Source organism: Micromonospora sp. NPDC048905 (genome assembly GCF_040649655.1).
Taxonomy (GTDB): Bacteria; Actinomycetota; Actinomycetes; order Mycobacteriales; family Micromonosporaceae; genus Micromonospora.
Genome location: NZ_JBEZFV010000015.1, coordinates 1 through 22,884, shown reverse-complemented (window position 1 = coordinate 22,884; position 22,884 = coordinate 1). Strand labels below are relative to the sequence as shown.

Here is a 22,884-nt window from a genome sequence, read left to right as displayed (position 1 = left end):
GACGCCAGCACTCCCGTGGAGTTGAGTACAAGCGTAAGGTGCGTGGCCTCTAGAGGCGGAAACGCCCAAGCAGTTAAAGCTACAGTTCGCGAGAAAGTGTGTGTGATCTTGGCGTCTGATGGTCCTAGCCTCCGGGTCGGCACGCGTTACAACGTTGAGCTCGTTGGGACGCGCTCGTCGTACGCCTTGACAGCCGAGGTGGTAGAAGTCTTCGAGACCGACGTTAGGCTAAAGACGGACGATGGCAGAGAAATCAGGGTCCCAATTGGGGCGGTTGCGTCGGCCACTGTACAGCGTGGGTCCCGGCAGCCCGCCCCTCGGCAGGGAAAGGCCATTAGGCCTACATCTCAGCAGGAGCCGGATCATGTTCGTAGACAAGCTGATATCGCGCGGGGTTTCCGGGAAATGCTCCAAGATGCAGCTTTGCAAGTTGACTACACGAAACGGGCAGAATTTATTTCCGCTCGTCTTGCGCAAGACCTTACTTTCATCACGTCTAAAGTGAATCGCCAGCGGGGACACGCAGTACTTGAAGTGGCCAGACAGCTCCTTCCTCTACTTCAATGCCGTAACGACGTTGAGGCTTCGGACTCGGACGCGCGAACTAATTTCTTCAAGGCGGAACGAAACGCAAGAAGAGGTCGAAGCTATCAGGGTAGGACCGGGACGTTGCCGGCAGCTCTCGATGAGATTTTCGAGTCGATTATTGAGATAGAGCGTCTACATTCGGCGGCCTTAGTCGAAAGGGGAGGCTCTGCACCGCGGATTCTGACTCAAGATACAGTGAATGTAACGCGCGGCTACGACAACGAATTCGAGCTTCCGGTCAGGGTGTCGCTAGATCAGCCCTCCATGAGTGTGCGGAATGTTCGCCTGGTTCTCGATAAATTCAGGAGTCTGAAGGTAATCGGGAGCCTTCCCGTTGTTGAGGAGTTGAAGGCTGGCGAGTCTCTTATTCTGACAGCAAGAATGAGAGACAATAGGAAGCAGGGATCTAGAACGGATGTCCGGGTTGACGCGCATCTGGCTTTCACCGAACCTAGCGGGGTAATCTCACAAACGCCTCGGCAAACTCTCATCGTTAAAATCCACGGAAAGGAAGAACACCAGGAAATCGCCAACCCCTTCCGGGCGTATGCCGGGGGTCTTCCTGTCTCTAAACGTGATATGTTCTTTGGTCGTCAAATCTTGATTGATGAATTCATCACGGAATTGGCAAAGATTCCTGGAGGCATGTGTTACGCGTTATATGGGCAGCAGCGGACCGGGAAGTCGAGTGTCCTAGAGCAGGTTAGGATTCGGTTGACCGAACGAGGGGCTGTCGTTGCGAGCCTGTCGATGGGAACAATCGATAGAAGAAGTATGACGGTAGATTTTGTCGAGGAGATTCTCGATCAGTTTCGCGTCCAATTGGACCGCAAATTGCCGCCAGAATTGTCAGATCCGCTCTTGGCGCGTTGGCCGGATGCGGCAACGATCGAAAGGCGTCCGCTTCGAAGCCTGCAACGAGCACGAGAAGCCGGTCGAGCCGTTCTGCGGGTGGCGGGATTCTCCAACACGCCGTTTGTCATTGTTGTTGACGAATTCACATACTTGCACGAAATCTTGCGTCGTCGGGGTATTGAACCTCGCGAGCACAACGAACTCCGGGACTTCATGCGACAGCTTAAGGGGATCTTAGAGGCTCGGCTTTTCTCGGCTCTGCTGGTGGGGCAGGATACAATGCCGAGATTCCTAGAATCCTACCCCAATGAATTCAGCGTGATGACTACTCGAAGACTTGATTATTTAAGCCTGGAAGAAACCCAGGCTCTGGCTGATGTTCCCGTGCGGACGCCGCGGAACGCTAGTCGATATTCAGGTTATGCACTGAGCACTATTGCAACGTATACCGACGGCCACCCCTTCTTTACGCAAATACTTTGTGATCGAATAATTGAATTAGTAAATTCAAGACGGCGGTCGAATATAACGCAAAGCGACGTCGAGGAGGCAGTAGAAAGTCTACTTTCGGGAAATGATTGCATTGAGCTACACAAGTTCGATTGTTTGGTTAGTGCTGACAATACCCACACATTGCTGTCGACCATGGGTCAGGAAGACGAAGAGGGTGGCTCACGTCTCGCAACGGAGGTTTTGCGTCGGATTGCGCTCTTGTCTGGGAGTCAGAACCACCCAGTCCATATCGAGGCGCTGCAGCTTGAAGCAAGGCAGATGAGGGCGCTTGAAGACCTACGAATGCGAGGAGTTGTTCGCGAGACGGACGCAGGTGTTGTAATACGTGTTCTGCTGTATGCAGACTACCTTAGGCGGAGGGCATCATGACTTCCCGGATGGAGCTCCCCGAGCGAGTTCGTGCTCTTTTAAGTGCGCCAGCTAACGTTGCTGTACACGGCAGTCCAGGATCCGGAAAGTCTTGGATTTCAGATCGCGTCATCGCAAGTCTCAATGGCGGCCGTGCTCACCTTGTTAGGGTAGACCTATCGACGGTTAGGTCTGGGCTAGAGCTTTTTGCTGAAATAGCCACCCTAACTTCGCAGAATCCACGACGAGAAGTTGGCACTTCGCCTCCGCCGCATACCCGTGCAGCATGGAAGGCGGCACGTCTGCAAATCGAGCAGGCAGGTCGTCATGTCATACTTATCCTAGACCAATTTGACCGCGTCCTGCATTTCGACGATGGACAAGACTTCTTGCTGCTGTTTCGTGAACTTGTTCACCGTCCGGAGACTTTGCCATGCACAGCTCTCATCCTTTCCCGAAGATCTTTGCAATCTATTGAGGCAAAGGTTACCGGGATTTCGACGCTCGCAAGTGTGTGTTACACAGAGTTTCTGGGAAGCATGTCTCCCGACGATGTCGATTCCTTTGCGCCTAGCGTCGATAGCGTCAGTGCAACCGATGCCTACGAATGCTTAAAGTGGTCGGGGGGTCATCCGGCGCTTGTGAAATACTGGCTGACAATTCGTCCAGACCGCAATCCGGCACGCGCCGCCGATCTCGAACGATCAAAGCTCTTGCTGCGGGTCATCGACTACCTCAGCGAGATTGATTTAGTTGATGCTGCCGCACAGTTTGTGCTAGGGCCAATAATCGACGACATGCTACTCGAAAAACAAGAGCTGGAGCTCCTTGGAATACTTTCATTGCGGAATGAGGAAAGCACTTCCGATGAAGTTTGCTTAGCCGACCAGGAGGTATTTCGCGATGCGCTGAGGAGTCGTACCTGGAGTCTGGACCCGTGGGGCATTCTCGGTCACGCCGAAGTGCGGTTGCGTGCGATTGTGGAGGCCCGAATGGTGGAGCATTACGGTGGTGATTGGCCAGCGCTACTGACGAAAAAGAGTCCCGCTATCATGCGGGCGTGGAACGAGGCGATTGTAAAGATGGAGCGCGACCAGAAGATGTTTGCGCGACAGGCTCCCTGGCTTTCTTACACTTATCCTGGTGACCTGTGGACGATCATTCAAGTTGAATGGGAGCATTTTCAACAAGTTTTCGAAAAGAATGACAAAGTTTATTGGAGGAGCGTTCTAACCGGGCTATCTCAATATAGAGCACCTCTCGCCCATGGTCGGCCAGAAGTTCTCGGCGAGGCCCAACGGGCGCAATGTCGGATTTTTGCCAATGAAGTCATACAATCGGTCAACCGGTTCGAGGCGAGCGCTCGAAAACTGCCGCATCAAGATCATCGGAGCCTGAGCCTTCGGGCGGAGGTGCGAGATTGAAGCTTATTTGCAGGGCGCCAGCGAACGCCTGAGTCGACAGATTGAAGGGCAGGGTTGCTGGAGGGCGTGGAAATACGCGGGTGCGCCCGCCAATAGTAGCCCGGTGGATAATGGCCCCTAAGGCGTCGGGGTGGGTTTCTTACGCGGACGCATTCATATCCTTGGGTCCTGATTGAAGGACGGCAGCGCGGGTTTGCGGAAGGGGAGATATACCGTCGAGTGGCTATCGCGGGCATGCATTGCTGCAAGAACACGCGGGGCGACGTTCTCGGGAAGACGTTGTTGAGCATCTCGACCCGTCAGGAAAGCGGCGTCCTCCAGTTCATGTGCAGGCAGCTTCAACTCGTCGAGGTCTCGCATCTGTCCGCAGTCGAATGTGAAGCTGACTATAGAGCGTGGCCGTTGCCCGGCGGGCGCTGCCCAGTCCACGACGAGCAGTTCGCCGACGGTTACAGAAGTCCCCAGCTCCTCCCGGACCTCTCGGGCGCAGGCTGCGTGTGGGTATTCGTCCTCGTCGACGTAGCCGCCCGGAAAGGCCCAGTGGTCCCTGTACGTCGGCTTGACGAGCAGCACATTGCCCGCCGGGTCGGTGATGAAGGCCGCAGCGGCGGCGTAGAAGGAAGCCAAATTCGCGTACCACGTGGCGGGCTCCGTCCAGGTCACCTCGGTGACGTTAGCGGATGTGTCTAGGTGCGCTCTCGCTCTAGATGGTTGCCGGCACGACCGCGAGGGTATGCAAGGTCTCGTTGACCTGTGGTGATGGCTGCTGCGAGCTGAGCGTGGTTGCGAGTTCGCGGACGCGCTGCTGGACACGCGCCGAGTGGATGCCCACAGCATGCTGCCCGAGCTTGGAGGCCCATTCGCAGGCGGCGTCGGTGTCTCCAGCACGGGCATGAGTCGTGGCGATGAGGGCGGTGTGTAGGACACGCGTTCGGGTGTTCCGGCTGCCGAGGTTGAGCGCGTCGGGAGCATGTCGAAGGGCCTGCGTGTACAGATGCAGGTCGCCTAGGCACCGCAGCGCTGCCCCGGCGAAATGGGCAGGGCTGAAGTAGCCAACCCAGCGCGGGCCGGGGTCTGTTCCCATCCGATCGAGCGCATACTCGGCCTTTGTCAGTGCGAGCTGGCAGGCGCGCCGCTCGCCTGACTGGCCGTATGCGGTAGCGGCAGTGGCGTACAGCCGAGCGAGGGCTACGGCAGGTGCGCGACCAGCGCCGTCGATTGCTGCTTCGGCGAGCCGGGTCGCCTCTCGGGCGTGCCCCAAGAACACAGCCTGTGTGGCAAGGTTCGCCAGCAGGTGAGCACCGTAGAGACGGTCGCCAGCGGCCTTGGCGAGACGCAGACCGAGGGTCACTTGATGTTGCGCCATGGCATGTTCGCCCGCGTCGTACGACATGAAGGCCAGTTGGCCGGAGAGGGTTGCCGCTGCGCGCATGAGGTCGCGCCCCACGGCATCGGTGTAGGTGCCGTGCAACATCGGCGCAACCTGACGCACCAGAAAGTCGGCCATGACAGCACGGGTACGCGGAGAACCGCTCCCGTGACGTCGGTCGAGGTCGGTGAAGTGGTCCGCCAGCGCATATAGCGACTGAACATCGGTGGAGGTGACCTGTTGCCGGCCGTTCCGGCTGACCGCCTTGTCGGGTAGGTCATACCGCCAGCCAAGCGCCGCCTCTAGCGCTTTGCCGCTGTCGAACGCCCCGCTGGCCTGTTGGTTGAGGCGCTTGGCCAGCCTCGTCCAAATCTGCTCGGCGGTATCGATCGCCCCATCGACAGTCACGGGGTAGACACACATACCGATGCTGTCGCTCGCGCCGAAGCCCAGCTCGGCAATGGCGACCGGGCGCCCGAGCTTGCGGGCCAGGGTCTCGGCCATCGCAGCCTGAACGGGCTCGCCAGGCCGGCGACCGCGTAACCACCAGTAGACGCTGGCGGCGTCGTAGCGCCAGGCGCCCTCGTTGCGGCCGGTGTGATTGAGCTGTCGGGCGAATGCAGCGTGGGAGTTGGCGTAACCCGCAGCCAGCAGAAGTCCTTCGAATGCCGCGTTCGTCACCGGTCGCGCCATCGTGTCGCCTCCAGGCATCGATCAACTACCAACAGTGACGATCCTATGGGTTGCCGAGGTCCTATGGTGACCCGCGCAACCCTGCGCAACCCACGTCCTGAGCAGCGCAACCGAGCGCATCGCTTGCCATCTGGTCCGTCCACCGGCAGCCCGCTTCGCTGATCGCAGGGGTCCTGAGTGACGGCAAGTCTGAACGTCACGCCCCGGCCAGCGGAGGTGTCGATGCAGAGCGACGAGTCGGCGAGCAAAGGCGAGCAGTTGGAGGCGGCCGAGCGGGAGGCTGCCAAACAGCGTCTCCTCGCCCAGGCCGAGGCGGACCGCGTACCCGTGGACGACACGACCCGCGCGGTCCCGGACCGGCGGTGGCGGCGTGACCAACGATGACCTCCCGATCGGTCGCCGGGTTGCCCGCTGGCGGGTGCGGCGGTCGATGACGCAGCAGATGCTCGCGGACCGGCTGCGCAGGTCGAAGAGCTGGGTGGACAAGGTGGAGCGGGGTGTGCGCGCCCTGGACCGGTACTCGGTGATCCAGGAACTGGCCCACGTCCTGCGGGTCGATCCGGAGGTGCTGCTCGGTCAGCAGCCGAGCACTCCGGCGGGCACGCCGGACGGGGTGGACGACATCCGCGCCGCCCTCGCCCGCTACGACATCCCGCAGGCCCCGGCACAGGCGCCGGAGGAGCTGCGAAGGCAGATCGGGTACGCCTGGTTGTCCTACCAGCACGCGCACTACGGGCAGTTGGTGCGGGTGTTGCCGGGTCTGCTAGACGCCGTCCAGGGCGCGCGGTCGGCGGAGGTGCTGGTGCCGGCGTACCGGATCACCTCATCGCTGCTGGTCAAGCTCGGCGAGGCCGACCTGGCCTGGCTGGCCGCTGACCGGGCGATGGCCGCCGCCGGAGACAACCAGATCCTGGCGGCAACGGCAACCATCGCGGTAGCCCAGGCGCTCCGCGCGTCCAACCGCGACCACCTGGCCCTAACAACGGCCCTAACGGCCGCGAACCGCATCCTCCCCTCCCTGCCCGGCCTTGGTGATCAAGAGGTTTGCGGGAGTGTTGGAGATCAAACCGCACGCAAACCTCTTGATCACGGGGGCGTGGGGCGGGGGTGGTCGGCGGCGGAGTGGGCTTTGGGTGGGACGCTGCTGGTCCAGGCCGCGCTGGCCGCCGCCGGCTGCGGCGACCACCACCGCGCCGGGGAGCTGACCGACCGGGCCGCGGGGGTCGCCGCACACCTTCGGGGGTACGACGATCAGCACCGCACCGGCTTCGGACCGGTTGTCGTCGAGGTGGCTCGGGTGGTGCTGGCGGCGCAGCGGGGTGACGCCGACGAGGCGCTCCGGCGGCACTCGGCTGTGGTGCGGCGGGAGGCGTGGCGGCGGTTGCCGGCCGAGTATCGGGGCGCGTACCTCGTTGACGTCGCGCGGGCGTACCTCCAGGTTGGTGACCTGCGCGGGGCTGCCCGCGCCCTGGTGGACGCGGACAGTGTCGCGCCGGCTGAGGTTCGGTGCCGGCCTCTGGCGCGTACCGTGATCGCCGATGTCGCCCGCGCACAGCCGGCACCGGCCGGCGTGGCGCGCTTGGCCACGCTCGTCGGCCTCACCCGCTGACTGGCCGGCTGCTCCGGCCCAGCGCGATGGCGCGTGACCACGCCGGGGCGTCAGGACGCGCGGTCCTGACCCCGATGCCCGGCATCGCGATCAGGACCGCAGCCCGGGGCCTGCTCGACCCGCGACGGAAGTAGCTGCGCCGCCCCAGCCACCGGTACCGGCTTCGGCGGGGTAATCCCGCAGCGGACTCACAGAATCGTCGTCAGCACACCGCCATCGACGCGTACCGCCGATCCGTTGATTGCGGACGCGGCGGGACTGGCGAGGAAGGTCACGGTGTTTGCGATCTCGCTCGGTTCGATGAAGCGTCCCAGTAGGGAGGTCTGGTTGGCGCCAATGATCGCCACCTTCAGGTCATCCTCAAGGAGGGATTGGGCATCGGCCAGCGACCTGACCGTTTCGGCGACGCCAGTGGAATAGGTGGGGCCGCCCAGCACCGAGTTGACGGTCACCGCAGTGCCCTTCGTCAGCTTCGCCAGGCCGTTGCCCACTGCGAGCATCGCCGTCTTGGACGTGCCGTAATGAATCATGTCGGCGGGAATGTTGACGCCCGACTCGCTGCTCACGAACACGACCCGGCCCCACCCCCGATCGAGCATTCCCGGCATGAGGTGCCGCGCAAGCCGGACCCCGCTGAGTACGTTCACCTCGAAGTAGAGCCGCCACTCCTCGTCGGAGATGAGGTCGAAGGGTTTGAGCTCGAAGAGCCCGACGTTGTTGATGAGAATGTCGACGCTGGGCAGTTCGTCGCACAGCCTGTCGACGTCCTCGACAACCGAGAAGTCGGCTTGGATACCAGTGACGGACACGCGGGGCGCCTCCCGACGCAACACGTCGACAGCCTCGGCCAGCTTTGCCGGGTCGCGGCCGTTGAGGACCACGTTGACACCCTCGCCGGCCAGGGCCTTCGCGGTTGCGTAACCGATGCCTTGACTGGATCCGCTGATGAATGCGGTCTTGCCGCTGAGCTGCAGGTCCACGTGCTGTTCTCCTCGTGAGTGGTCGCCGATTGGTGCCAGAACGCTGCACCTGCCGGACGTCGGCCGGCGTTCCTCTCGACCTTGCCGCAGACCGATGAGCATCTGATGAGCACCGCGTCAGTGGCGGACGCTGGTGTGGTCGGGACCGTTGGCGCCTGCGGCCACCCCAACCGGACGATCCGCACGTCAGCTGCCGATACCGCCTCCGCACCCCACAGTGTGGGTCGGAGCCGTTGTGCACGACGACGGTTTGGCCGGATCGATCATCGCTGGCCCCCGACCGGGCGACGGCCGCTGGTCGACGCGGGCAGCGTCGCGCCGGCTGAGGTTCGGTGCCGGTCGTTGGGGCGTACCGCGGACGTCGAGGTCGCCCGCGCGCAGCCGGCGCCGGCCGGTGTGGCGCGACTGGCGACGGAACAGTTCCTCGATGCTCCAGCGGGAGCCGGCGACGGTGACGATTGTGTGCAGCGGCACCGGGCCGGGTGACCAGCACAGGTAGAAAGCCAGCTCGCCGGTGGTGCGGCTGCGGCCTCGTCCAGGACGACCCGCCACCCGGTCGGGTCCACGCTGTGGCACGCGGCCACCGCACGATCTTCGCTTGTCCTCACAAACCACCGATGATCAACGCGGTGGCCGTCCTCCGGGCTCGCCTTCCCACGCCTGTGCGGTCACGGTTGTCAACAAACGGGGGTGGCAGACCGTGCCGCACGGTCTGCCACCCCGCCTTGCTGAGCCCCGGTCAGACCGCGGTTCTTGTCCAGCGCTGGTTGTTGGCGCTTCCGCAGGTCCACTGCTGGATGTCCGCGCCGTCTGCGGTTCCCGACTGGTACACGTCCAGGCACTTGCCGCTGTGCCGGGCCACGAGCCGGAAGTTGCTGCCCTGGGACTGCCATTGCCACTGCTGGTTCTGGCCGCTGCCGCACGTCCACTGGACGATGTTCGCGCCGTCTGCGGTGGAGGCGGAGGCGACGTCGAGGCACTTGCCGCTGTTCTGGTTGACGATGCGGAAGTAGCCGCTACCGGCGTCCTCGAAGCGCCATTTCTGGTTGCTGCCGCCCAGGTAGCTCCATTGCTTGATCTCGGCGCTGTCGGCCGTGGACTGCCCGATCACGTCCATCGCCTTGCCGCTGTTGACGTTGTTGATCCGGTAATGGGTCCCCGATGGCGGAGGTGTCGTCGGGTCGCCGCCGCCGATGGTGTCGCCGAAGGCATAGCGGATCCGGTCGGCGCCAGATGTGTTGCGGATGGTCAGGTTGAGATTGGTGCCGCTGCCACTGAGGGCGAACATCGAATACCAGTCGTGGCCGGAGCCGGAGTTCTTGCCGCCGAGGGCGGGCCAGTAGGTGCCGCCCATCTGGTTGTCACGCATGACCTGAGCCATGGCACGGATGTGGCGCACGAAGTTGTCGGTGCTGTTCGCGTCGGCGTAGTTGAGGCCGTTGTCCATGGGACCGCCGAACTCGGTCGCGACCGCTCGGGAGGCACAGTTGCCCAGACGCGTCTGCATGTGACTTCGCCAGGCGTCGTAGGTCATCGAGCCGTAGAAGAAGGCGTAGTGGTGGAAGGACAGCAGCGTGCCGTTGAAGCGGCTGTCGTTGCAGACGTCGCGCAGGTCCTGGCTTGCGCCAGTGCCGCCGATGAGCACCCGGCTGGGCACGGCCGAGTAGTGGGTGCTGAGCCAGGTGGCTGCGATGTCGCGCCACTGTGCCGAGCTGTAACCGCCCGGCTCGTTCATTGGCTCGAAGTACACGTTGGTGTTCGAGCCGTAGGCGCTGGTCACGCTGGACCACATCGTGTTCCACGCGGCGAGGTTCGCGATCCTCGCGCCGGAGTTGTGGTCCGTCCAGAAGGCGAGGATGACCTTGAATCCACGGGCGGTGGCGGCGTCAATGGCGCCCCGGTAGGCGTTCCACCAGGTGGTGTTGGCCACCGTCTGAGTGTTGATGGGCAGCCGGACGGTGTTGATCCCCATGGTGGAGGCCATGTCGTCGTAGAGGGCGTTGGCCTTGGCCTGTACCGTCGCGTAGCTGTCGGATTGGCTCAGGCCCTGCACGACGAGCGGGCTGGTGCTGAAGTTGTCACCCAGCTGAGCCCAGTTCATGCCTCTGAACTGGCTGGTGGCGGCAGCGGCTGGGCCGGCGGTAGCGGTGATGGCGATTGCCGCTGCGGCAGCCGTGGTCGCCATCACCGCACTGGTGGCCACGAGCCTGGCCATTCGCGACAGGGGGCGGCTGAACATGGCAGGTCGCATTGCGTCGTCCTTTCTGTTGGGGGACGGGGACGGGGACGGGACGATGCGGGTCCTACTGGTCGTCCGGCGCGAGCGGCATCACGGCCGGACGACCCCGACGGCATCCACGACGAGACTGCCGCTGCGCACCATGATCTGCACGGTGTGCGTGCCGGCGCCGAGGTTGCGCAGGGCGTACGTCTGAGAGAACTCGGGAGAGGCGAGCGTGCTGGCTGCGGAGTTGACCACCGTGCCGTCCACCGTGACCTGCAGGACGGCCGAGCCGTTGTTCGGCCCGATGATGTCCAGTCCGGTGCCGGCGAACGTGTAGGTAAGCGTCGAGCCGCTGCCCTGGCTGGTCGACAGGCTCCGCTGAACGTTGTACATACCCTTACCGTTTTCGTGCGCCCAGGACCCGCCGTACACCAGCTTTCGGGCGGGCGGGTTGGCCAGGTCGGACATCTCCAGGTTGTCCAGCACCTCGGAGTAGTACGGCGGGCTTCCGTCGACCGTCTCCACCTTGAGGTTGTCAAACCGGGTGAAGTAGTAGCCGCTGCCCAGCGTGATCCGGCCGGACAGCTTGGGATTCGGGTCGGTGTAGGTGGCCAGTGTGACGCCGTCGAGGTAGGCGGTCACCGTGCTTCCGACGCCTTTCAGCGCGATGTTGTGCCACGCGTTGGGAGCGGTGTTGAACCCACTGATCCGCACGCCGCCGGCGCCGCTGACCACGTTGCCGCTGGCGACCGCAGTGTTGTTGACCAGCAACTGCCAGCCCCCGTCGAAGGTGAACCGCACCGAGTACGGCGCACCATTGTCACCGTGCTGCTCGCGGATGCCCAGCCGGGCGTGGTTGGCGCCGTTCTGGGTGCTGCTGTTCTCGAAGGAGACGTCGACACTGGCCTTGTAGTTGAGCCACCGGCTGTCACCGATCCTGGTGACCGCGTCCCCCCCGTTCCACGCACCGCCCAGGCCCTGGCTCGGGCTGTCCAGCTGCTGGCGCAGCACGTAATTGGTCGATCCGTCCGGCTGGAATGCCTCGAAGGCGCCGTTGCGGTCGCTGGCGTAGCGCGGGATGACGCTCTTGGCGCCGCCACGCGAGGTGATGAAGTCCTCGGTGCCCGTGATGGTGCCGCCACTGCCGATCACCGGGACCGTCTTGCCGGTGTAGTCGAAGCCGTCGGCGTAGAGGATGTTGTCGCTGGTGCTCTGCACGTCGCCGGAGATGTCGGTGTCCAGCACGGTGCGCTGGCCCTCCACCGGCAGGGGTTCCAGGTACTCGGGCTTGGTGTGGTTGGCCAGCGTCGTCACGGTGACGACCGAGTTCGGCCGGACCGTCACGGTGTACACCCCGCCGTCACCGGCCGGGACGCTGCCGAGGTGCTTCAGGTAGTTGGCGTTGAACGCCTGGCCGGGGTCGGCCGCGCGGGTTTCCCACAGCTGTAGGGCCGGAGTGCCGGAGTAGGCCATGTTCACCGGCTGGAGGCGGTACGACTGGGTGTACTCGCTGTCGTTCATGAAGACCGTGGAGAAGTTGCGCCGGTCGGGCGCGGCGAGCGTGAGATAGCTGGGCGTGCCGTTGCGTCCGACCACCGGGTTCGTCCCGGTCGCTCCGGTGTAGCTGGATTCGGGGACGGCGCGCCAGATACCGGCCGTGTTGCTGGAGTTCTCCCAGCCGGTCTTGGCGAACCAGCTGAAGTGCCGCAGCACGTCGATGGCGGCGTCGTAGTGCAGCCAGCCCGACCAGGGATCACGGGCGCTGACGACCTCCTTGTAGGAGTACTGCCCACCCTCGTAGAAGGACCCGATGGCCGGTTGGTAGATAAAGTTGGTCCGGCGCGAGTTGACGAATCCCTTGATGATGGTGTTTCCCATCTCCAGGGCGCTGTTGGTGCCGCCGATGCCGGTTCCGACCACCGACGGGGACCGCATGTTGTTGTTGGGGCGCAAGGCGGAGTTGCCGAAGGTCGCCTGTGCTTCGCTGTTCCAGATCTCCTTGTCGTAGTCCATCGCCAGGCGCTTGAAGTTGCCGGCGCTGTCGTCGTCGGGGCTGTAGTGGTAGCCGGCCGCCGCCACCAGGTCGCGCAGGCCGGCGTCGCTGATCATGCTGCCGCCGAACGACCCGACACCGACCTCGTCGGAGATGACGACCTTGAGCTGGTTGTACCGGGATTGCTCAGTCGAGTTCGCGAAGTCGGCACTGTCGGTCCTGACCCGGTTGGCATAGGTCTTGGTCCAGTTCAGGTCCGCCCCGCGCTCGTTGAGACCCGGGTTGACGTAGTCGACCATGAACCCGTAGGTCCGGTACGCGCTCAGGATGGTCTTCTTGAACCAGGTGTAGACCTTGTCGTTGCTGTTCACCCAGCCGGGGGAGTTCCAGCGCAGCAGGGACACCTTGACGTTGGGGTTGACCTTCTTCGCGTCGGCCGCGAGTTGGAAGCCCTGCGCACGCTTGACGTTGGGCGTCTCGGACTCCCAACGCATGGTCGAGGGGTCCGGTCCGGTGGAGTTGTTGCGGTCGTTGCCCATCTCGATCTTCACGTTGGTGAAGACCGGACTCTCCCCACCGAAGAGGACCCGCAGCAGCTGCGCGTACGCGGTCGGGCTCTGGGCCTTGTAATCCATCAGCAACTCGCTGGTGCTGTTGGCGCTGAGCGCGCCGAAGCCCTTGAACGTCAGGCCGTTGACGTTGCCGGCGCGGATGTTGTTGCCGTCCACCGTGATCGTGCCCGATCCCGGAGTCGACACGTCAGTGACGATCCACTGCTGGTTGGTGCTGCCGCTGTTCGCGTACTGGACGAGGTTGGCGCCGTCGGACGTGCTGCTTCCGCCATCCAGGTACAGCCCGTTGGCCCGGTTCCTGAACTTGGCGTAGCCGCCGGAGTCCTCCCGGGTCCACTGCTGGTTGGTGCTGCCGGTGTCACTCCACTGGCCGCAGATGGATCCGCCCGTCGTGCGGCCCATCCCGTCCAGGTACAGGCCGGTGGCCCGATTCCTGATCCGGACGTAGTCGCCGACGGCATCGATCGTCCACTGCTGGTTGTCGCTGGACGACGAGGAGTACTGGCCGACTGCGGCGCCGTTGGTGGTCCGGCCCATGCCGTCGATGAACTTGCCGGTGGTCCGGTTGCCCAGTTTGACGTAGGTGGCGGCTACTTCCATGGTCAGGCCCACTGGGGTGGATGCGGCCGGCATGGCTACCACGTACGCCAGGGCAAGCGCTGCGATCGACAGCATGCTCAGCGCGGTGGGTCTGACGCGGGCACGGCGCGGGCGGGCTACTCCCGGAGTCTGCCGAGGCGGAGCGGATCGAGGGCTGGTCATGAGATCTCCAGTCAACCGGTCAGGGTGGTGGTGGCAGGCGACGCCTCGGGCTCGCCGGCCTGCGGTGTCCAGAGGTGGCACGCCATCGTCTGATCGCATCGAATCATATTTATACGATCCGGATCAAGAGATGCCATGAAACGGACCGAGGCGTTCAAGAACGTTCAGACTCGATCATTCGGCCGTCATGCTGGAGGGCCGCGATTTATCCACCCAGCGGTCGGGGGCCACGCTGGGGACAAGGTCTCGCGCTTGTGGACGCGGACGACGAGGGAGCGGCTCGTCGCTGGATCAGGCGGCGTTGTGCTGGCCGTTGACCGGAGGGCTGATGGTGCACCGGCTCGCCGCATCCAGCCGGGCGGACACGCTTTCCGGCAGTTCGAATGCGAGGCCGGCCAGGTTGGCGTTCAGTTGATCGGCGGAGCGAGGGCCGAGGACCACCGAGCTGATCTCGGGGCGGCTGCCGAGCCAGGCGAGCGCCACGGTTGGCGTGGTCGTTGCCAGTTCGGCGGCGACGGTGGTGACCTCGTCGACGATGTCGAAATGCCGCTCGGCGAGGAGGCCGGTCACGAATGCGCGTGCCATCGGGCTGGGCATGGCCGCCCACTCGGCGAGTCGGGATCCGGCGGCCGGCGCGGTGCCGCGCTGGTATCGACCGGCGAGCAGACCGCTGCCGAGCGGGCTGTAGGCGAGGATGCCGAGCCCGTATTGCTGGCAGGTGGGCACGATCTCGGCCTCGATCGCGCGCGCGATCAGCGAATAGTTGGCTTGCAGGCTGATGAAGGGTGTGCCGCCCAGGCGTTGCGCTGCCCATTGGGCGCTGACGATTCCGGCGGCGGTGAAGTTGGAGCAGCCGACGTAGCGGACCTTGCCGGAGCGTACGAAGCCGTCGAGCGCTGCCATGGTTTCGTCGATCGGGGTGTCCGGGTCGGGCACGTGGCACTGGTACAGGTCGACGTAGTCGGTGCCCAGTCGGCGCAGGCTCGCCTCCAGGGCGCGAGTCAGGTGGGCGCGGGACAGGCCCCGGTTGTTGGGTCCGGCGCCTTGCGGTGCCGCCCCCTTGGTGGCGAGGACGACCTCGGAGCGGCGGTGGGCGATGGCTCGGCCGACGACCTCTTCGCTGGTGCCACCCCGGTAGGTGTCCGCGGTGTCGATGAAGTTGTGGCCGGCGTCGAGGAACTCGCCGATGACGCGGCGGGCCTCGGTGGCCGGCGTCGGTGCCTGCGGATCGGTGCCGAAGTTCATCGTGCCCAGGCATGCCCGGGAGACGTGGAGGCCGGATCGGCCCAGTGTCGCGTACCGCATGCCACCCCTCGTACAATCGGAATTAGCATTCCGCTTCAACATACGGAATCTGGATTCCGATTGTCAACGGTATTCGATCGGAGGAGGCCGGCATGATCCGCTCGGATGCGGCGCGCAACCGCGCGAAGGTGCTCGAAGCGGCCGAGATCGTGCTCGACGAGCAGGGACCGACCGCCCGCATGGACGAGATCGCACGCCGAGCCGGAGTGGGTGTCGGCACCCTGTACCGGCACTTCGCGACCAAGGAAGCCCTCTACGCGGCGATCGTCTCGGCGCGTGTGGACCTGCTGCTCGACGAGGCCGCCCGGTTGCGCGCCGCCGCGGAGCCACAGACCGGGTTCTTCCGATTCTTCGCGCAGGTCGTCGCGGACGCGGCGGGCAAGAAGACCCTGACGGACGCGTTGCGCAGCGCGGGGATCGACGTCAAAGCAGAGCAGGCGGGCCAGCGTACGCGGATGCGTGAAGCGTTGGCAGAGCTTCTGCGCGACGCCCAACACGTCGGCGCCGTACGCCCCGACGTCGGCCTGCCCGAGATACTCGCCTTGCTAAGGGGCGCCAGCATGGCGGCCGAAACCGGTGACTACTCCGGCCCCGTCATCGACCGGACCCTCGCCGTTCTGTTCGACGGCCTGCGCCCGCATTAACGGCATAACGCAGCCATCGGCGGTGCTACGGTTCGGCCCGGGCTGAAGGTACTTGTCAGCGGATGCTTGCAGGGGCAGGCGCTGCGGTACAACGGCAGCAGCGTGATCTATGACGGCTCGTTCACCGGCCGTACCGTGCCCGGACGGGGAGTAGCCGCAGAGGAACTGCTCCGTCACGGCATGCCGGTGTTCCACCAGGGACAGCTTGCGCAGGCCGCGGCGATGCTCACTGACCTGGAGACGTCACCGCGCCGCACCGGCCAGCAGAATCCGCAGTCTGAGGTCAGGGAGATCGACACTTGAACGCATTGTGATGCGTTCAAGTGAATGGATATGCTGGAGGTATGTTATCCGCCTATTCGGAGGAGCCCGGCGCGACGGGATCGCGGTGCGACCTGCGGGTGTGCTTCTTCGGTGACTCGTTCACGACGGGGGTTGGCGATCCGTCCGGTGTGGGCTGGGTGGGGCACGTGGCTGCTGCCGCCCGCGCGCAAGGCCATGATCTGACCGTCTACAACATGGGGGTTCGCCGGGACACATCCCTGGACGTGGCCCAACGCTGGCTTCCTGAAGCCCGTGTCCGCCTCAAGGACGGGCAGGCTTTCGGGGTCGTGTTCGCGTTCGGGACCAACGACGTGGACATGCAGCTCGACCAGGTTCGTGTCCCGCCGGGCCGATCACTCGCGCTGCTCGCCGCGATGCTCGACGACGCCCACGCCGCACGGTGGCACACGCTTGTCGTGGGGCCGCCGCCGGTGCTGGACCCGCAGGCAAGCAAACGGGCAGCCGATCTCGCCGCCGCGATGGCGCGGGTTTGTACCACCCGAAGCGTGCCATTCGTCGATGTCACGGAGCTCTCCGCGGACCCGGTCTGGTGCCAGGAAATCGCTGCGGGTGATGCCTATCATCCGTTCGCGGCTGGTTATACCCGCCTCGCCGCCCTGGTAGAGCCGGGTTTCCTGCGGTGGCTGGCCGGCATGCAGGCCGACCTGAGGCACTCTCTGGGACTAGCGGGCGTCGCGCCGACGACGCGCGCGCTCGAATTCGGCGACATCTGACATCCAGGGACCGTGCTGTTCGAGTGCGGCACAGCCGCCACGCACGAAGGCGGTCACCAGACTTCGATACTCGCCGATCCCGTCGACCAGGCGGTACTCGACCTGGTACTGCGGATCCGACCCGGCTGCCCCGTGCCGCACCGTCGTGATCCGGGCGATGGAGTCCGCGTAGAAGTGCAGTTGAATCCCCTCGCCCAGTTCCTCGTCCTCGATGGTGAACACTTCGTTGTCCCCGGCGGAGCGATCGGCGACGAACTCCCAGAACTCGGCGGAGGCGGTGCGAGAACCGTCCCGTACCCACGTCTTCTCGCCGCCCTTGTCATCGGTGAACGACAGGGCCGCCTTTCCCGCACTCGCACCGACGTCGGCGGCCTCCTCGTCATCGTCCGCAGGGGTGCTCCGGGAGCGGTCCGCCGCCTCCGAGCACATCAGGAAGCTCACCGTACGGACCGCGTCATCGACGAGTTCGGGGTGTGCGCGGCGCACGGCCGCGTCAACCGTCGCCGCCATCCGATCCCAGTCGCGCTTGTCCGTGGCCCGGTTTCCCCGCCGCGGATCGAGGTCGATCCGCATCCCGGCGCACGCCTGCTCCGCGGTGGCGATCACACGCATGACCTGGGGCAGCAGCGCGGGGGCGACGGCATCGGGGCTGCGCCGTGGCACCGTCGCGCCATGCAGGTACCGGCCCGTGTACCTCAGGATCTCCGCATCGAGTGGCCCGAGGACCACTCCGCGCTCGGCGCGACGGCGGTGCGCGTGATACTCCTGCGCACGTTTCTCATCCGACCCCTCCGTCGCCGTGCGCATCGCCGCGCAGACCTGACCGCGCCCAAGTAGCGCGATGTCGGCACCATGGGCAACGAGTCGGCTCCGGTCCCACCGGATGCGCCGAAAGAGCGCGTCGACGTCCGCGGGTGGGGAGAGCAGGACCGGATCCAGGAGCGCGACGGCAGCGTCCTCGTCGAGCTGGCCCCGAGTGCCGGCGGCGTCGCACAGTGGGAGGACCGCACTCCACAGCAGCAGGTGTCTGGCCAGGTCGTCCCGGATCACCGCGAGGTGGGCTTCCCCGATCGGGAACGCGAACGTACGAGGGTCGTGGTTGGCGTCGGCCCCGGCGGCGAGCATCAGTCTCAGTTCGCCGTCCTCGCGGATCACCGTCGGGATCCAGCCGCTGCCGCTACGCGTGAAGACGATGTCCCGCACGGCTCACGACCACCGTGCACATTCGACGTCGAGGCGTGGGTCCGTCCGCACCCAGACTTCGCCCCCGGCGGCGTCGGCCGGGGCGTCGACCTGTTCGAGGCCGAGGAAACCGATCAACTGGAGCAGTTCGGCTCGTTCGGCTCGGTCCTCGTCGACATCATGCGAGTCGAAGAAGACGTAGTACCTGTCGCTCGGGTCGACGATGCCGGAATCTGCCCAGATCCGGGCGACTTCTTCGACTGCCGCCGCTTCCGTCGTGAACGTGGCGGCGCGGGCGGCACCGCGGGTCTCCGGTGACGCGTCGAGATCGGAGAGGTCGGGAAACCACTGGCCGAAGTGGTCGAGGCCGGCGTATCCGTTCTCGAAGAACAGCATCGCGCTCGGAAGGTAGCGGTTGCCCCTGTCGACCAGGAGATGTTCGGACCGAGGTTGGTCCGCATCCTTGATCCGGGAGATCGCACCGCGACCGGGCCTGAGCACCACACTCTGCTTCGCCGCTTCGTCCCTGATGGTGTAGGTGTCAGACTCTCGACCTCGGAAGAACGCAGAGAACGCCACGTACGCCTCCTGCGGGTCGCCCACCGAGACGTGTTGATCGTTGCCAGCACCGGCGGTGAAGACGAACAGCTTCGGTCCGGGACTGTAGGGGCGGGCCATGTGTGTCCTTCGTTCACGTGTGACAGCTCTGCCAGCGTAGTGGATCGAGCTGACACGCCCACGGCCTGATCATGAGCGTGCAGCCGTACGGCAGCTTGTGTATCGACGTGTCGTACGCCAGCACCGCCGATGGCACGGCCAACAAGCAGTGGACCTGCAACAGCACCGCCGCCCAGCAGTGGAACCTGCGCGGTTGGTAGAACCGATCGGCGGGCACTGGGAACCACGCGGTCCGGTGCTGCACCACTAAACTGCTGCCCCAGTACTCGGTGGTGATGCCAGGACGGGGGCGGCGATGAACGCCGAAGATCGCATCGAACGAACCAGGACGCTCTACGACCAAGCCGTGTTGGGTGGCGATGCGAGCGCGCTGGCCGACGCCGATCGGGACCTGGACGGGGTGGAGGCCGACACTGCGCTGGCCCGTGGGCGGATCCTGCACGCGCGGTTTCTCATCGCACGCGCCAGTAGCGGCTCGCCTGCCGTCGAGGACCCGGCTGAGCTGCCGTTGTTCGAGCGTGCGATCGAGCTGTACGAGGCGTTGGGCGACGTCCGCGGCCAGGCCGAGACGTCGTTCTGGATCGGCTGCCTGCATCAGGTCATCCGAGGTGACAACGAGACCGCGGTTCCACACCTGGAAAGATCCCGCGAGATGGCGGCGCAGGTCGGCGACAAGACGACCCAGGCCGAGGCACTGCGACACCTGGGCATCGCGGCGCACGCTGCGAGTCGACTGGACGAGGCACGCGAGCGGCTGGAGGAGTCGTCGCGGCTGCGCCGAGAGCAGGGAGCGCTGGGCAGCGTGGCCGCCAACATGGTCGGCCTGGCCTACGTCGCCGCCGCCCAGGACCGTCACGAGGACGCGCTCGCGACACTCGACCGCGCGGACGCCCTCGCCCAGGCGCACGGCGCCCACGCCATCGTGCGGCAGATCGAGCACGCACGGACGCAGATCTAGGCACGCGATGACGCCAGGTAACCCGACCTGCCGACCCAGGCCCGACCACGACCGCCACCCGAGGCCACCGCGAACCACCCGCGTCCGGCGACGGCCGGGAGCGGGGTTTCCGGGAACGTGAGATCCGGGCATGTACTTCGGCACTGCTGGAGGGGAGAGACAGCAATGCTGGTGACTGGTTATCTCGGCGCGGTGCTCATCGGTGCCCTCGTCGGCCTGCTCGGCCGACTCATCCTGCCGGGGAGGCAGCGGATCGGCCTCTTCGCCACGTTCGTCATCGGCGTCGGCTCGGCGGTGCTGGGCACAGTGGTCGCCAGGGCGCTCGACATCGACGACGGAGCCAGCATGCGGGTGTGGGTGCTGCGGTGGGACTGGGTCGTGCTCGCGATCCAGGTCGGCGTCGCGATCGTCGTGGTGGCGCTGGCGAACATGCTCACCTTCACCAGGCTTGCCGGCGGCGACGACAACCCCCGTCGGCGGGCTCGTCGTAGGCCGGCCAAGGGCTGACTGAGGACACCCGTCCAGGTGGCGGGCTGGAACACCGCGAGACGTCGTAGCCGCGCCTACTCGCAGAAGACCCGCACGGTGGCATCGGGTGAGTCCACCTCCACGGTCACCTCGTCGAGGTGCTCCACGAGCGCCTCCAACTGCTCGGGCTTGAGCTGCGTCAGGTCGATCGGCACACCCGAGTCGCTGAGTGAGGCGTTGGCCTTGACCAGGGCCTGCGGCGGGACCAAAGCCGCCAGCCGTACGCCGGCGCGCAGCAGTTGCAGTGGCACCCGCACGTTGACCCGCGACGGCTCGCCGTTGTCGGTGGCGTCCACCAGCACCCGCAGGTACTTCACCTTGCCCTTCGGGCGGGTGTCATGACCCGCCGTCGCCGGTGCCTGGTCGCGTTCGAGGGCGGCGATGAGCTGCTCCGCCTCCTCGGCGGTGATCTTGCCGGCGGCCAGCAGGTCGAGGATGTCCTTGCGTTGTTCGGTCATGCGAACGTCTCCTATCGGATAGCCACGAGCACGGCCGTGCGGCCCTGCTCGATGTCGAAGCGGGCGCCGGGTAGCGCGCAGATGACACGCCAGGCGGCGCCGAGTGCCCGCACCACACCGATGCGGAACACAAGGCAGGCCACGATCGCCGCCAGTACGACCAGGACCACGACCGGGAAGAGCACGAGCGCCACGGGAAGCACCGGAACCCAGACGCGGACGGGTCGGCGGTCCGGGCGGTTGACCTTGACGGTCACCAGCTGCGGCATCACGTCCGGCCGTCCAGCTCGGCCAACGCCTGCTGTGCGGTGATCTCACCGCGGCGCAGCCGGTCGATGATGTCGGCCCGCGAGGGCGCCGGGTCGGTCTCGACGAAGTCGAGCATCTGCGTGATCCGGTTGAGTCGTGACTTGATCGTCGGGTAACTCACCCCGAAGATGCGTTCCATCTCCTTGATCGAACCGTGGCAGCGCACGAACGCCGTGACGAAGACCTGATCCTCGACGTTGAGCTGAGCCAGTTGCGGCGGCTCGAACTCGCCCTCGATCGCGACGCCGTTGCTCGCCAGGCGCACCCGCTCGACGACGAACGGCTGCCCCCGCGTCAGGCTGGTGAGGTCCTGCCATTCCATCGCCTGATCTGTCATACCTGAAGTTCTAGCTCAGAAATCCTCAACTTCCAAGAGGTTGATATTAATTTTCTTAAGCTAGAGCCGCGAGCTGCGCCACGACGGTCCGAAGCGCGAGGCTCGTGAGCACGGCCTGATACTCCAACGTCACGTGATCTGCCGGCTGGCTTACTCGGCTAGCTCATGAAGAAGATCATGGCCGCGAGGCTTGCCCCCATGCCCAGGTGTTCCCAACGGAGCAGGTCCGTGATCGGTCGATTGCGCAGCCGGACGAGTGCGGCCGCCATCCAGCAGAGGTAAGCCGCCGTGGCGGCGCGTAGCAACACGAGCGCCGCGTCATGGCCGGTGACGGTGCCGTGGTCCATCCGGGGCCCGCCGGTCAGGTGGTGGATGGCCATCGACCCGCCGTGTTGATGCATCAGCACGGCGAGCGCCATGAGCACGGCCCCGGCCGTACGGTGCCACTCCACCTCCGGGCCGCGCTCGGTCGGACCGCTGGTGACGAGTGCGACCGCGAAGGCGAGGAGCAGCAGCGCGCCCGCGTACTGCACAACCGGTGCGGCGTCGAGGGTCACCGCGACCATGGCAGCCACCATCGCACCCGCGAGCATCCGGGCCCTGCGGCACGCGCCCGCCCGCGGCGCGACGCAGCAGCAGGCCGACACCGCGGCCGACCCGAGCATGATCATCTCGAGTGTCAGGACGTCACCGCCGACGTAACGCCGGGGCGTGACCATTGGGCGGTGGGGCGGCCGTTGAGCCGCCACGGGTGACCACTGACCCGCGGCCAACCTTGGGGTGAGTTCTCCCAGTTCTCTTGCCGTCCGTACACGGTGAGGTCCAGGGCGTGGTAGCTGGTCATCAGCGCCTCCACGCCCCGCCCGGTGGTCCAGTAGGTCTCGTAGACCTGGTCGCCGTCGCGCAGGTAGCAGGCGATGAACCCGAAGTCACGACCGTCGGCCAGAGCCGGGTCGGAGTCTTTCGCCGAATACCAGGGGAACGGGTAGCCCATGAACTCCGCGAACGGGGCACTTTCGTCGTAGGGGCCCTGGCAGAACACGGCGTAGGTGACGTCCCGGGCATGCAGGTAGTCCAGCGTCTGCATGTGACAGGTCGAGAAGGTGCACCCCTCACACTGATGCTCGTGCGGCTTGCCGTCGTGCCACATGTGGAAGTAGGCGATGAGCATCCGGCGGCCCTCGAAAACCTCCACCAGCGGGGTGTCCCCGCCGGGGCCCTGGACCGTCACCGTCGGCATCAACGTCATCGGCAGCTGACGACGAGCGGCTGCGATCGCGTCTCCTTCGCGGGTATGGGCCTTCTCCCGGACCAGCAGTTCGTTGCGCTCGCGCAGCCAGGTCTCCCGGTCGACGACCGGGGGCGTGGCTGCGCTGGACGCGGGGGTTGCCGTCATGGCTGTCTCCATAAGATTGTTGATGTCCGGGATCGATGTCTCGGATGCCCGGAGCGGTGGGGTGTGGCTGATGGCTGCTTGCCCGTGGTGGTTCCGAAGGA

Annotated in this window: 23 protein-coding genes; 10 read left to right on the top strand and 13 right to left on the bottom strand. The window is 65.2% G+C overall.

All coding sequences use genetic code 11. The features are described 5' to 3' along the window. Positions 1–405: 405 nt before the first annotated feature. Together AB0C01_RS28955 and AB0C01_RS28950 are read left to right on the top strand one after the other, a co-directional pair. Positions 406–2,325 (top strand): ATP-binding protein, encoded by a 1,920-nt coding sequence (locus tag AB0C01_RS28955; protein ID WP_357572628.1) that lies wholly within the window; start codon positions 406–408, stop codon positions 2,323–2,325. Positions 2,326–2,333: 8 nt separating this feature from the next. Further along, a complete protein-coding gene (locus AB0C01_RS28950; protein WP_357572627.1) occupies positions 2,334–3,728 on the top strand; it encodes an ATP-binding protein in 1,395 nt (464 codons plus the stop codon). Between the two features lie 153 nt (positions 3,729–3,881). Here AB0C01_RS28950 and AB0C01_RS28945 read toward each other — a convergent pair whose 3' ends face one another. Together AB0C01_RS28945 and AB0C01_RS28940 are read right to left on the bottom strand one after the other, a co-directional pair. Then, entirely contained in the window at positions 3,882–4,391 is a 510-nt protein-coding gene (locus tag AB0C01_RS28945; protein ID WP_357572626.1) for an NUDIX hydrolase, read from the bottom strand. A gap of 40 nt (positions 4,392–4,431) precedes the next feature. Beyond that, the gene (locus AB0C01_RS28940; protein ID WP_357572625.1) at positions 4,432–5,778 is read right to left on the bottom strand and encodes a hypothetical protein; all 1,347 of its coding nucleotides are present in this window, start codon (positions 5,776–5,778) and stop codon (positions 4,432–4,434) included. Positions 5,779–5,967: 189 nt separating this feature from the next. Here AB0C01_RS28940 and AB0C01_RS28935 point away from each other — a divergent pair, with 189 nt between their 5' ends. Then, positions 5,968–6,174, top strand: coding sequence for a hypothetical protein (locus AB0C01_RS28935; protein ID WP_357572624.1), 207 nt, complete (start codon positions 5,968–5,970; stop codon positions 6,172–6,174). Continuing rightward, positions 6,161–7,399 (top strand): helix-turn-helix domain-containing protein, encoded by a 1,239-nt coding sequence (locus AB0C01_RS28930; RefSeq protein WP_357572623.1) that lies wholly within the window; start codon positions 6,161–6,163, stop codon positions 7,397–7,399. The genes AB0C01_RS28935 and AB0C01_RS28930 overlap by 14 nt, the downstream gene beginning before the upstream one ends. 188 nt (positions 7,400–7,587) lie before the next feature. On the opposite strand, the gene AB0C01_RS28925 is transcribed toward AB0C01_RS28930, so the two are convergent. The 4 genes from AB0C01_RS28925 to AB0C01_RS28910 form a co-directional block, all read right to left on the bottom strand. Then, positions 7,588–8,379, bottom strand: coding sequence for an SDR family oxidoreductase (locus AB0C01_RS28925; protein WP_357572622.1), 792 nt, complete (start codon positions 8,377–8,379; stop codon positions 7,588–7,590). A 739-nt stretch (positions 8,380–9,118) separates the two neighbouring features. Next, a complete protein-coding gene (locus AB0C01_RS28920) occupies positions 9,119–10,630 on the bottom strand; it encodes an RICIN domain-containing protein (protein ID WP_357572621.1) in 1,512 nt (503 codons plus the stop codon). A 78-nt stretch (positions 10,631–10,708) separates the two neighbouring features. Beyond that, on the bottom strand, positions 10,709–13,843 hold the full coding sequence (locus AB0C01_RS28915) for an RICIN domain-containing protein (protein ID WP_357572620.1): 3,135 nt from the start codon (positions 13,841–13,843) through the stop codon (positions 10,709–10,711). A gap of 378 nt (positions 13,844–14,221) precedes the next feature. Then, on the bottom strand, positions 14,222–15,235 hold the full coding sequence (locus tag AB0C01_RS28910) for an aldo/keto reductase (protein WP_357239033.1): 1,014 nt from the start codon (positions 15,233–15,235) through the stop codon (positions 14,222–14,224). Between the two features lie 92 nt (positions 15,236–15,327). On the opposite strand from AB0C01_RS28910, the gene AB0C01_RS28905 reads away from it, so the two are divergent. The 3 genes from AB0C01_RS28905 (at position 15,328) to AB0C01_RS28895 (ending at position 16,937) form a co-directional block, all read left to right on the top strand. After that, positions 15,328–15,879 (top strand): helix-turn-helix domain-containing protein, encoded by a 552-nt coding sequence (locus AB0C01_RS28905; protein ID WP_357239030.1) that lies wholly within the window; start codon positions 15,328–15,330, stop codon positions 15,877–15,879. A gap of 102 nt (positions 15,880–15,981) precedes the next feature. Then, positions 15,982–16,182, top strand: a complete 201-nt coding sequence (locus AB0C01_RS28900; protein ID WP_357239027.1) for a hypothetical protein — start codon at positions 15,982–15,984, stop codon at positions 16,180–16,182. Positions 16,183–16,223: 41 nt separating this feature from the next. Continuing rightward, on the top strand, positions 16,224–16,937 hold the full coding sequence (locus AB0C01_RS28895) for a GDSL-type esterase/lipase family protein (RefSeq protein ID WP_357239024.1): 714 nt from the start codon (positions 16,224–16,226) through the stop codon (positions 16,935–16,937). Here AB0C01_RS28895 and AB0C01_RS28890 read toward each other — a convergent pair. After that, positions 16,887–18,140, bottom strand: a complete 1,254-nt coding sequence (locus AB0C01_RS28890; RefSeq protein WP_357239021.1) for a DUF6357 family protein — start codon at positions 18,138–18,140, stop codon at positions 16,887–16,889. The genes AB0C01_RS28895 and AB0C01_RS28890 overlap by 51 nt on opposite strands. A 3-nt stretch (positions 18,141–18,143) precedes the next feature. After that, positions 18,144–18,797 (bottom strand): hypothetical protein, encoded by a 654-nt coding sequence (locus tag AB0C01_RS28885; protein WP_357239018.1) that lies wholly within the window; start codon positions 18,795–18,797, stop codon positions 18,144–18,146. A 71-nt stretch (positions 18,798–18,868) separates the two neighbouring features. Between AB0C01_RS28885 and AB0C01_RS28880 the strand changes: the two genes are divergently transcribed. The 3 genes from AB0C01_RS28880 (at position 18,869) to AB0C01_RS28870 (ending at position 20,262) form a co-directional block, all read left to right on the top strand. Continuing rightward, the gene (locus AB0C01_RS28880) at positions 18,869–18,997 is read left to right on the top strand and encodes an RICIN domain-containing protein (protein ID WP_357239015.1); all 129 of its coding nucleotides are present in this window, start codon (positions 18,869–18,871) and stop codon (positions 18,995–18,997) included. Positions 18,998–19,092: 95 nt separating this feature from the next. Next, positions 19,093–19,755, top strand: coding sequence for a tetratricopeptide repeat protein (locus tag AB0C01_RS28875; RefSeq protein WP_357572619.1), 663 nt, complete (start codon positions 19,093–19,095; stop codon positions 19,753–19,755). 165 nt (positions 19,756–19,920) lie between these two features. Then, a complete protein-coding gene (locus AB0C01_RS28870; RefSeq protein WP_357239009.1) occupies positions 19,921–20,262 on the top strand; it encodes a GlsB/YeaQ/YmgE family stress response membrane protein in 342 nt (113 codons plus the stop codon). 56 nt (positions 20,263–20,318) lie between these two features. Here the strand turns inward: AB0C01_RS28870 and AB0C01_RS28865 are convergent, their stop codons facing one another. The 5 genes from AB0C01_RS28865 to AB0C01_RS28845 all read right to left on the bottom strand — a co-directional run bounded on the left by AB0C01_RS28865 (position 20,319) and on the right by AB0C01_RS28845 (position 22,783). Continuing rightward, complete coding sequence (locus AB0C01_RS28865; protein ID WP_357239006.1) at positions 20,319–20,741, bottom strand: hypothetical protein; 423 nt, start codon at positions 20,739–20,741, stop codon at positions 20,319–20,321. Positions 20,742–20,752: 11 nt separating this feature from the next. Beyond that, positions 20,753–21,010, bottom strand: a complete 258-nt coding sequence (locus tag AB0C01_RS28860) for a hypothetical protein (RefSeq protein WP_357239003.1) — start codon at positions 21,008–21,010, stop codon at positions 20,753–20,755. Beyond that, positions 21,010–21,387, bottom strand: coding sequence for a DUF2089 domain-containing protein (locus tag AB0C01_RS28855; protein ID WP_357572618.1), 378 nt, complete (start codon positions 21,385–21,387; stop codon positions 21,010–21,012). Before AB0C01_RS28855 ends, AB0C01_RS28860 begins: the two co-directional genes overlap by 1 nt. 158 nt (positions 21,388–21,545) lie before the next feature. Next, positions 21,546–21,953, bottom strand: coding sequence for a hypothetical protein (locus tag AB0C01_RS28850; protein ID WP_357572617.1), 408 nt, complete (start codon positions 21,951–21,953; stop codon positions 21,546–21,548). Between the two features lie 113 nt (positions 21,954–22,066). Further along, positions 22,067–22,783: a DUF899 family protein gene (locus AB0C01_RS28845; protein WP_357572616.1), complete on the bottom strand. Its 717-nt coding sequence runs from the start codon at positions 22,781–22,783 to the stop codon at positions 22,067–22,069. Positions 22,784–22,884: the final 101 nt, after the last annotated feature.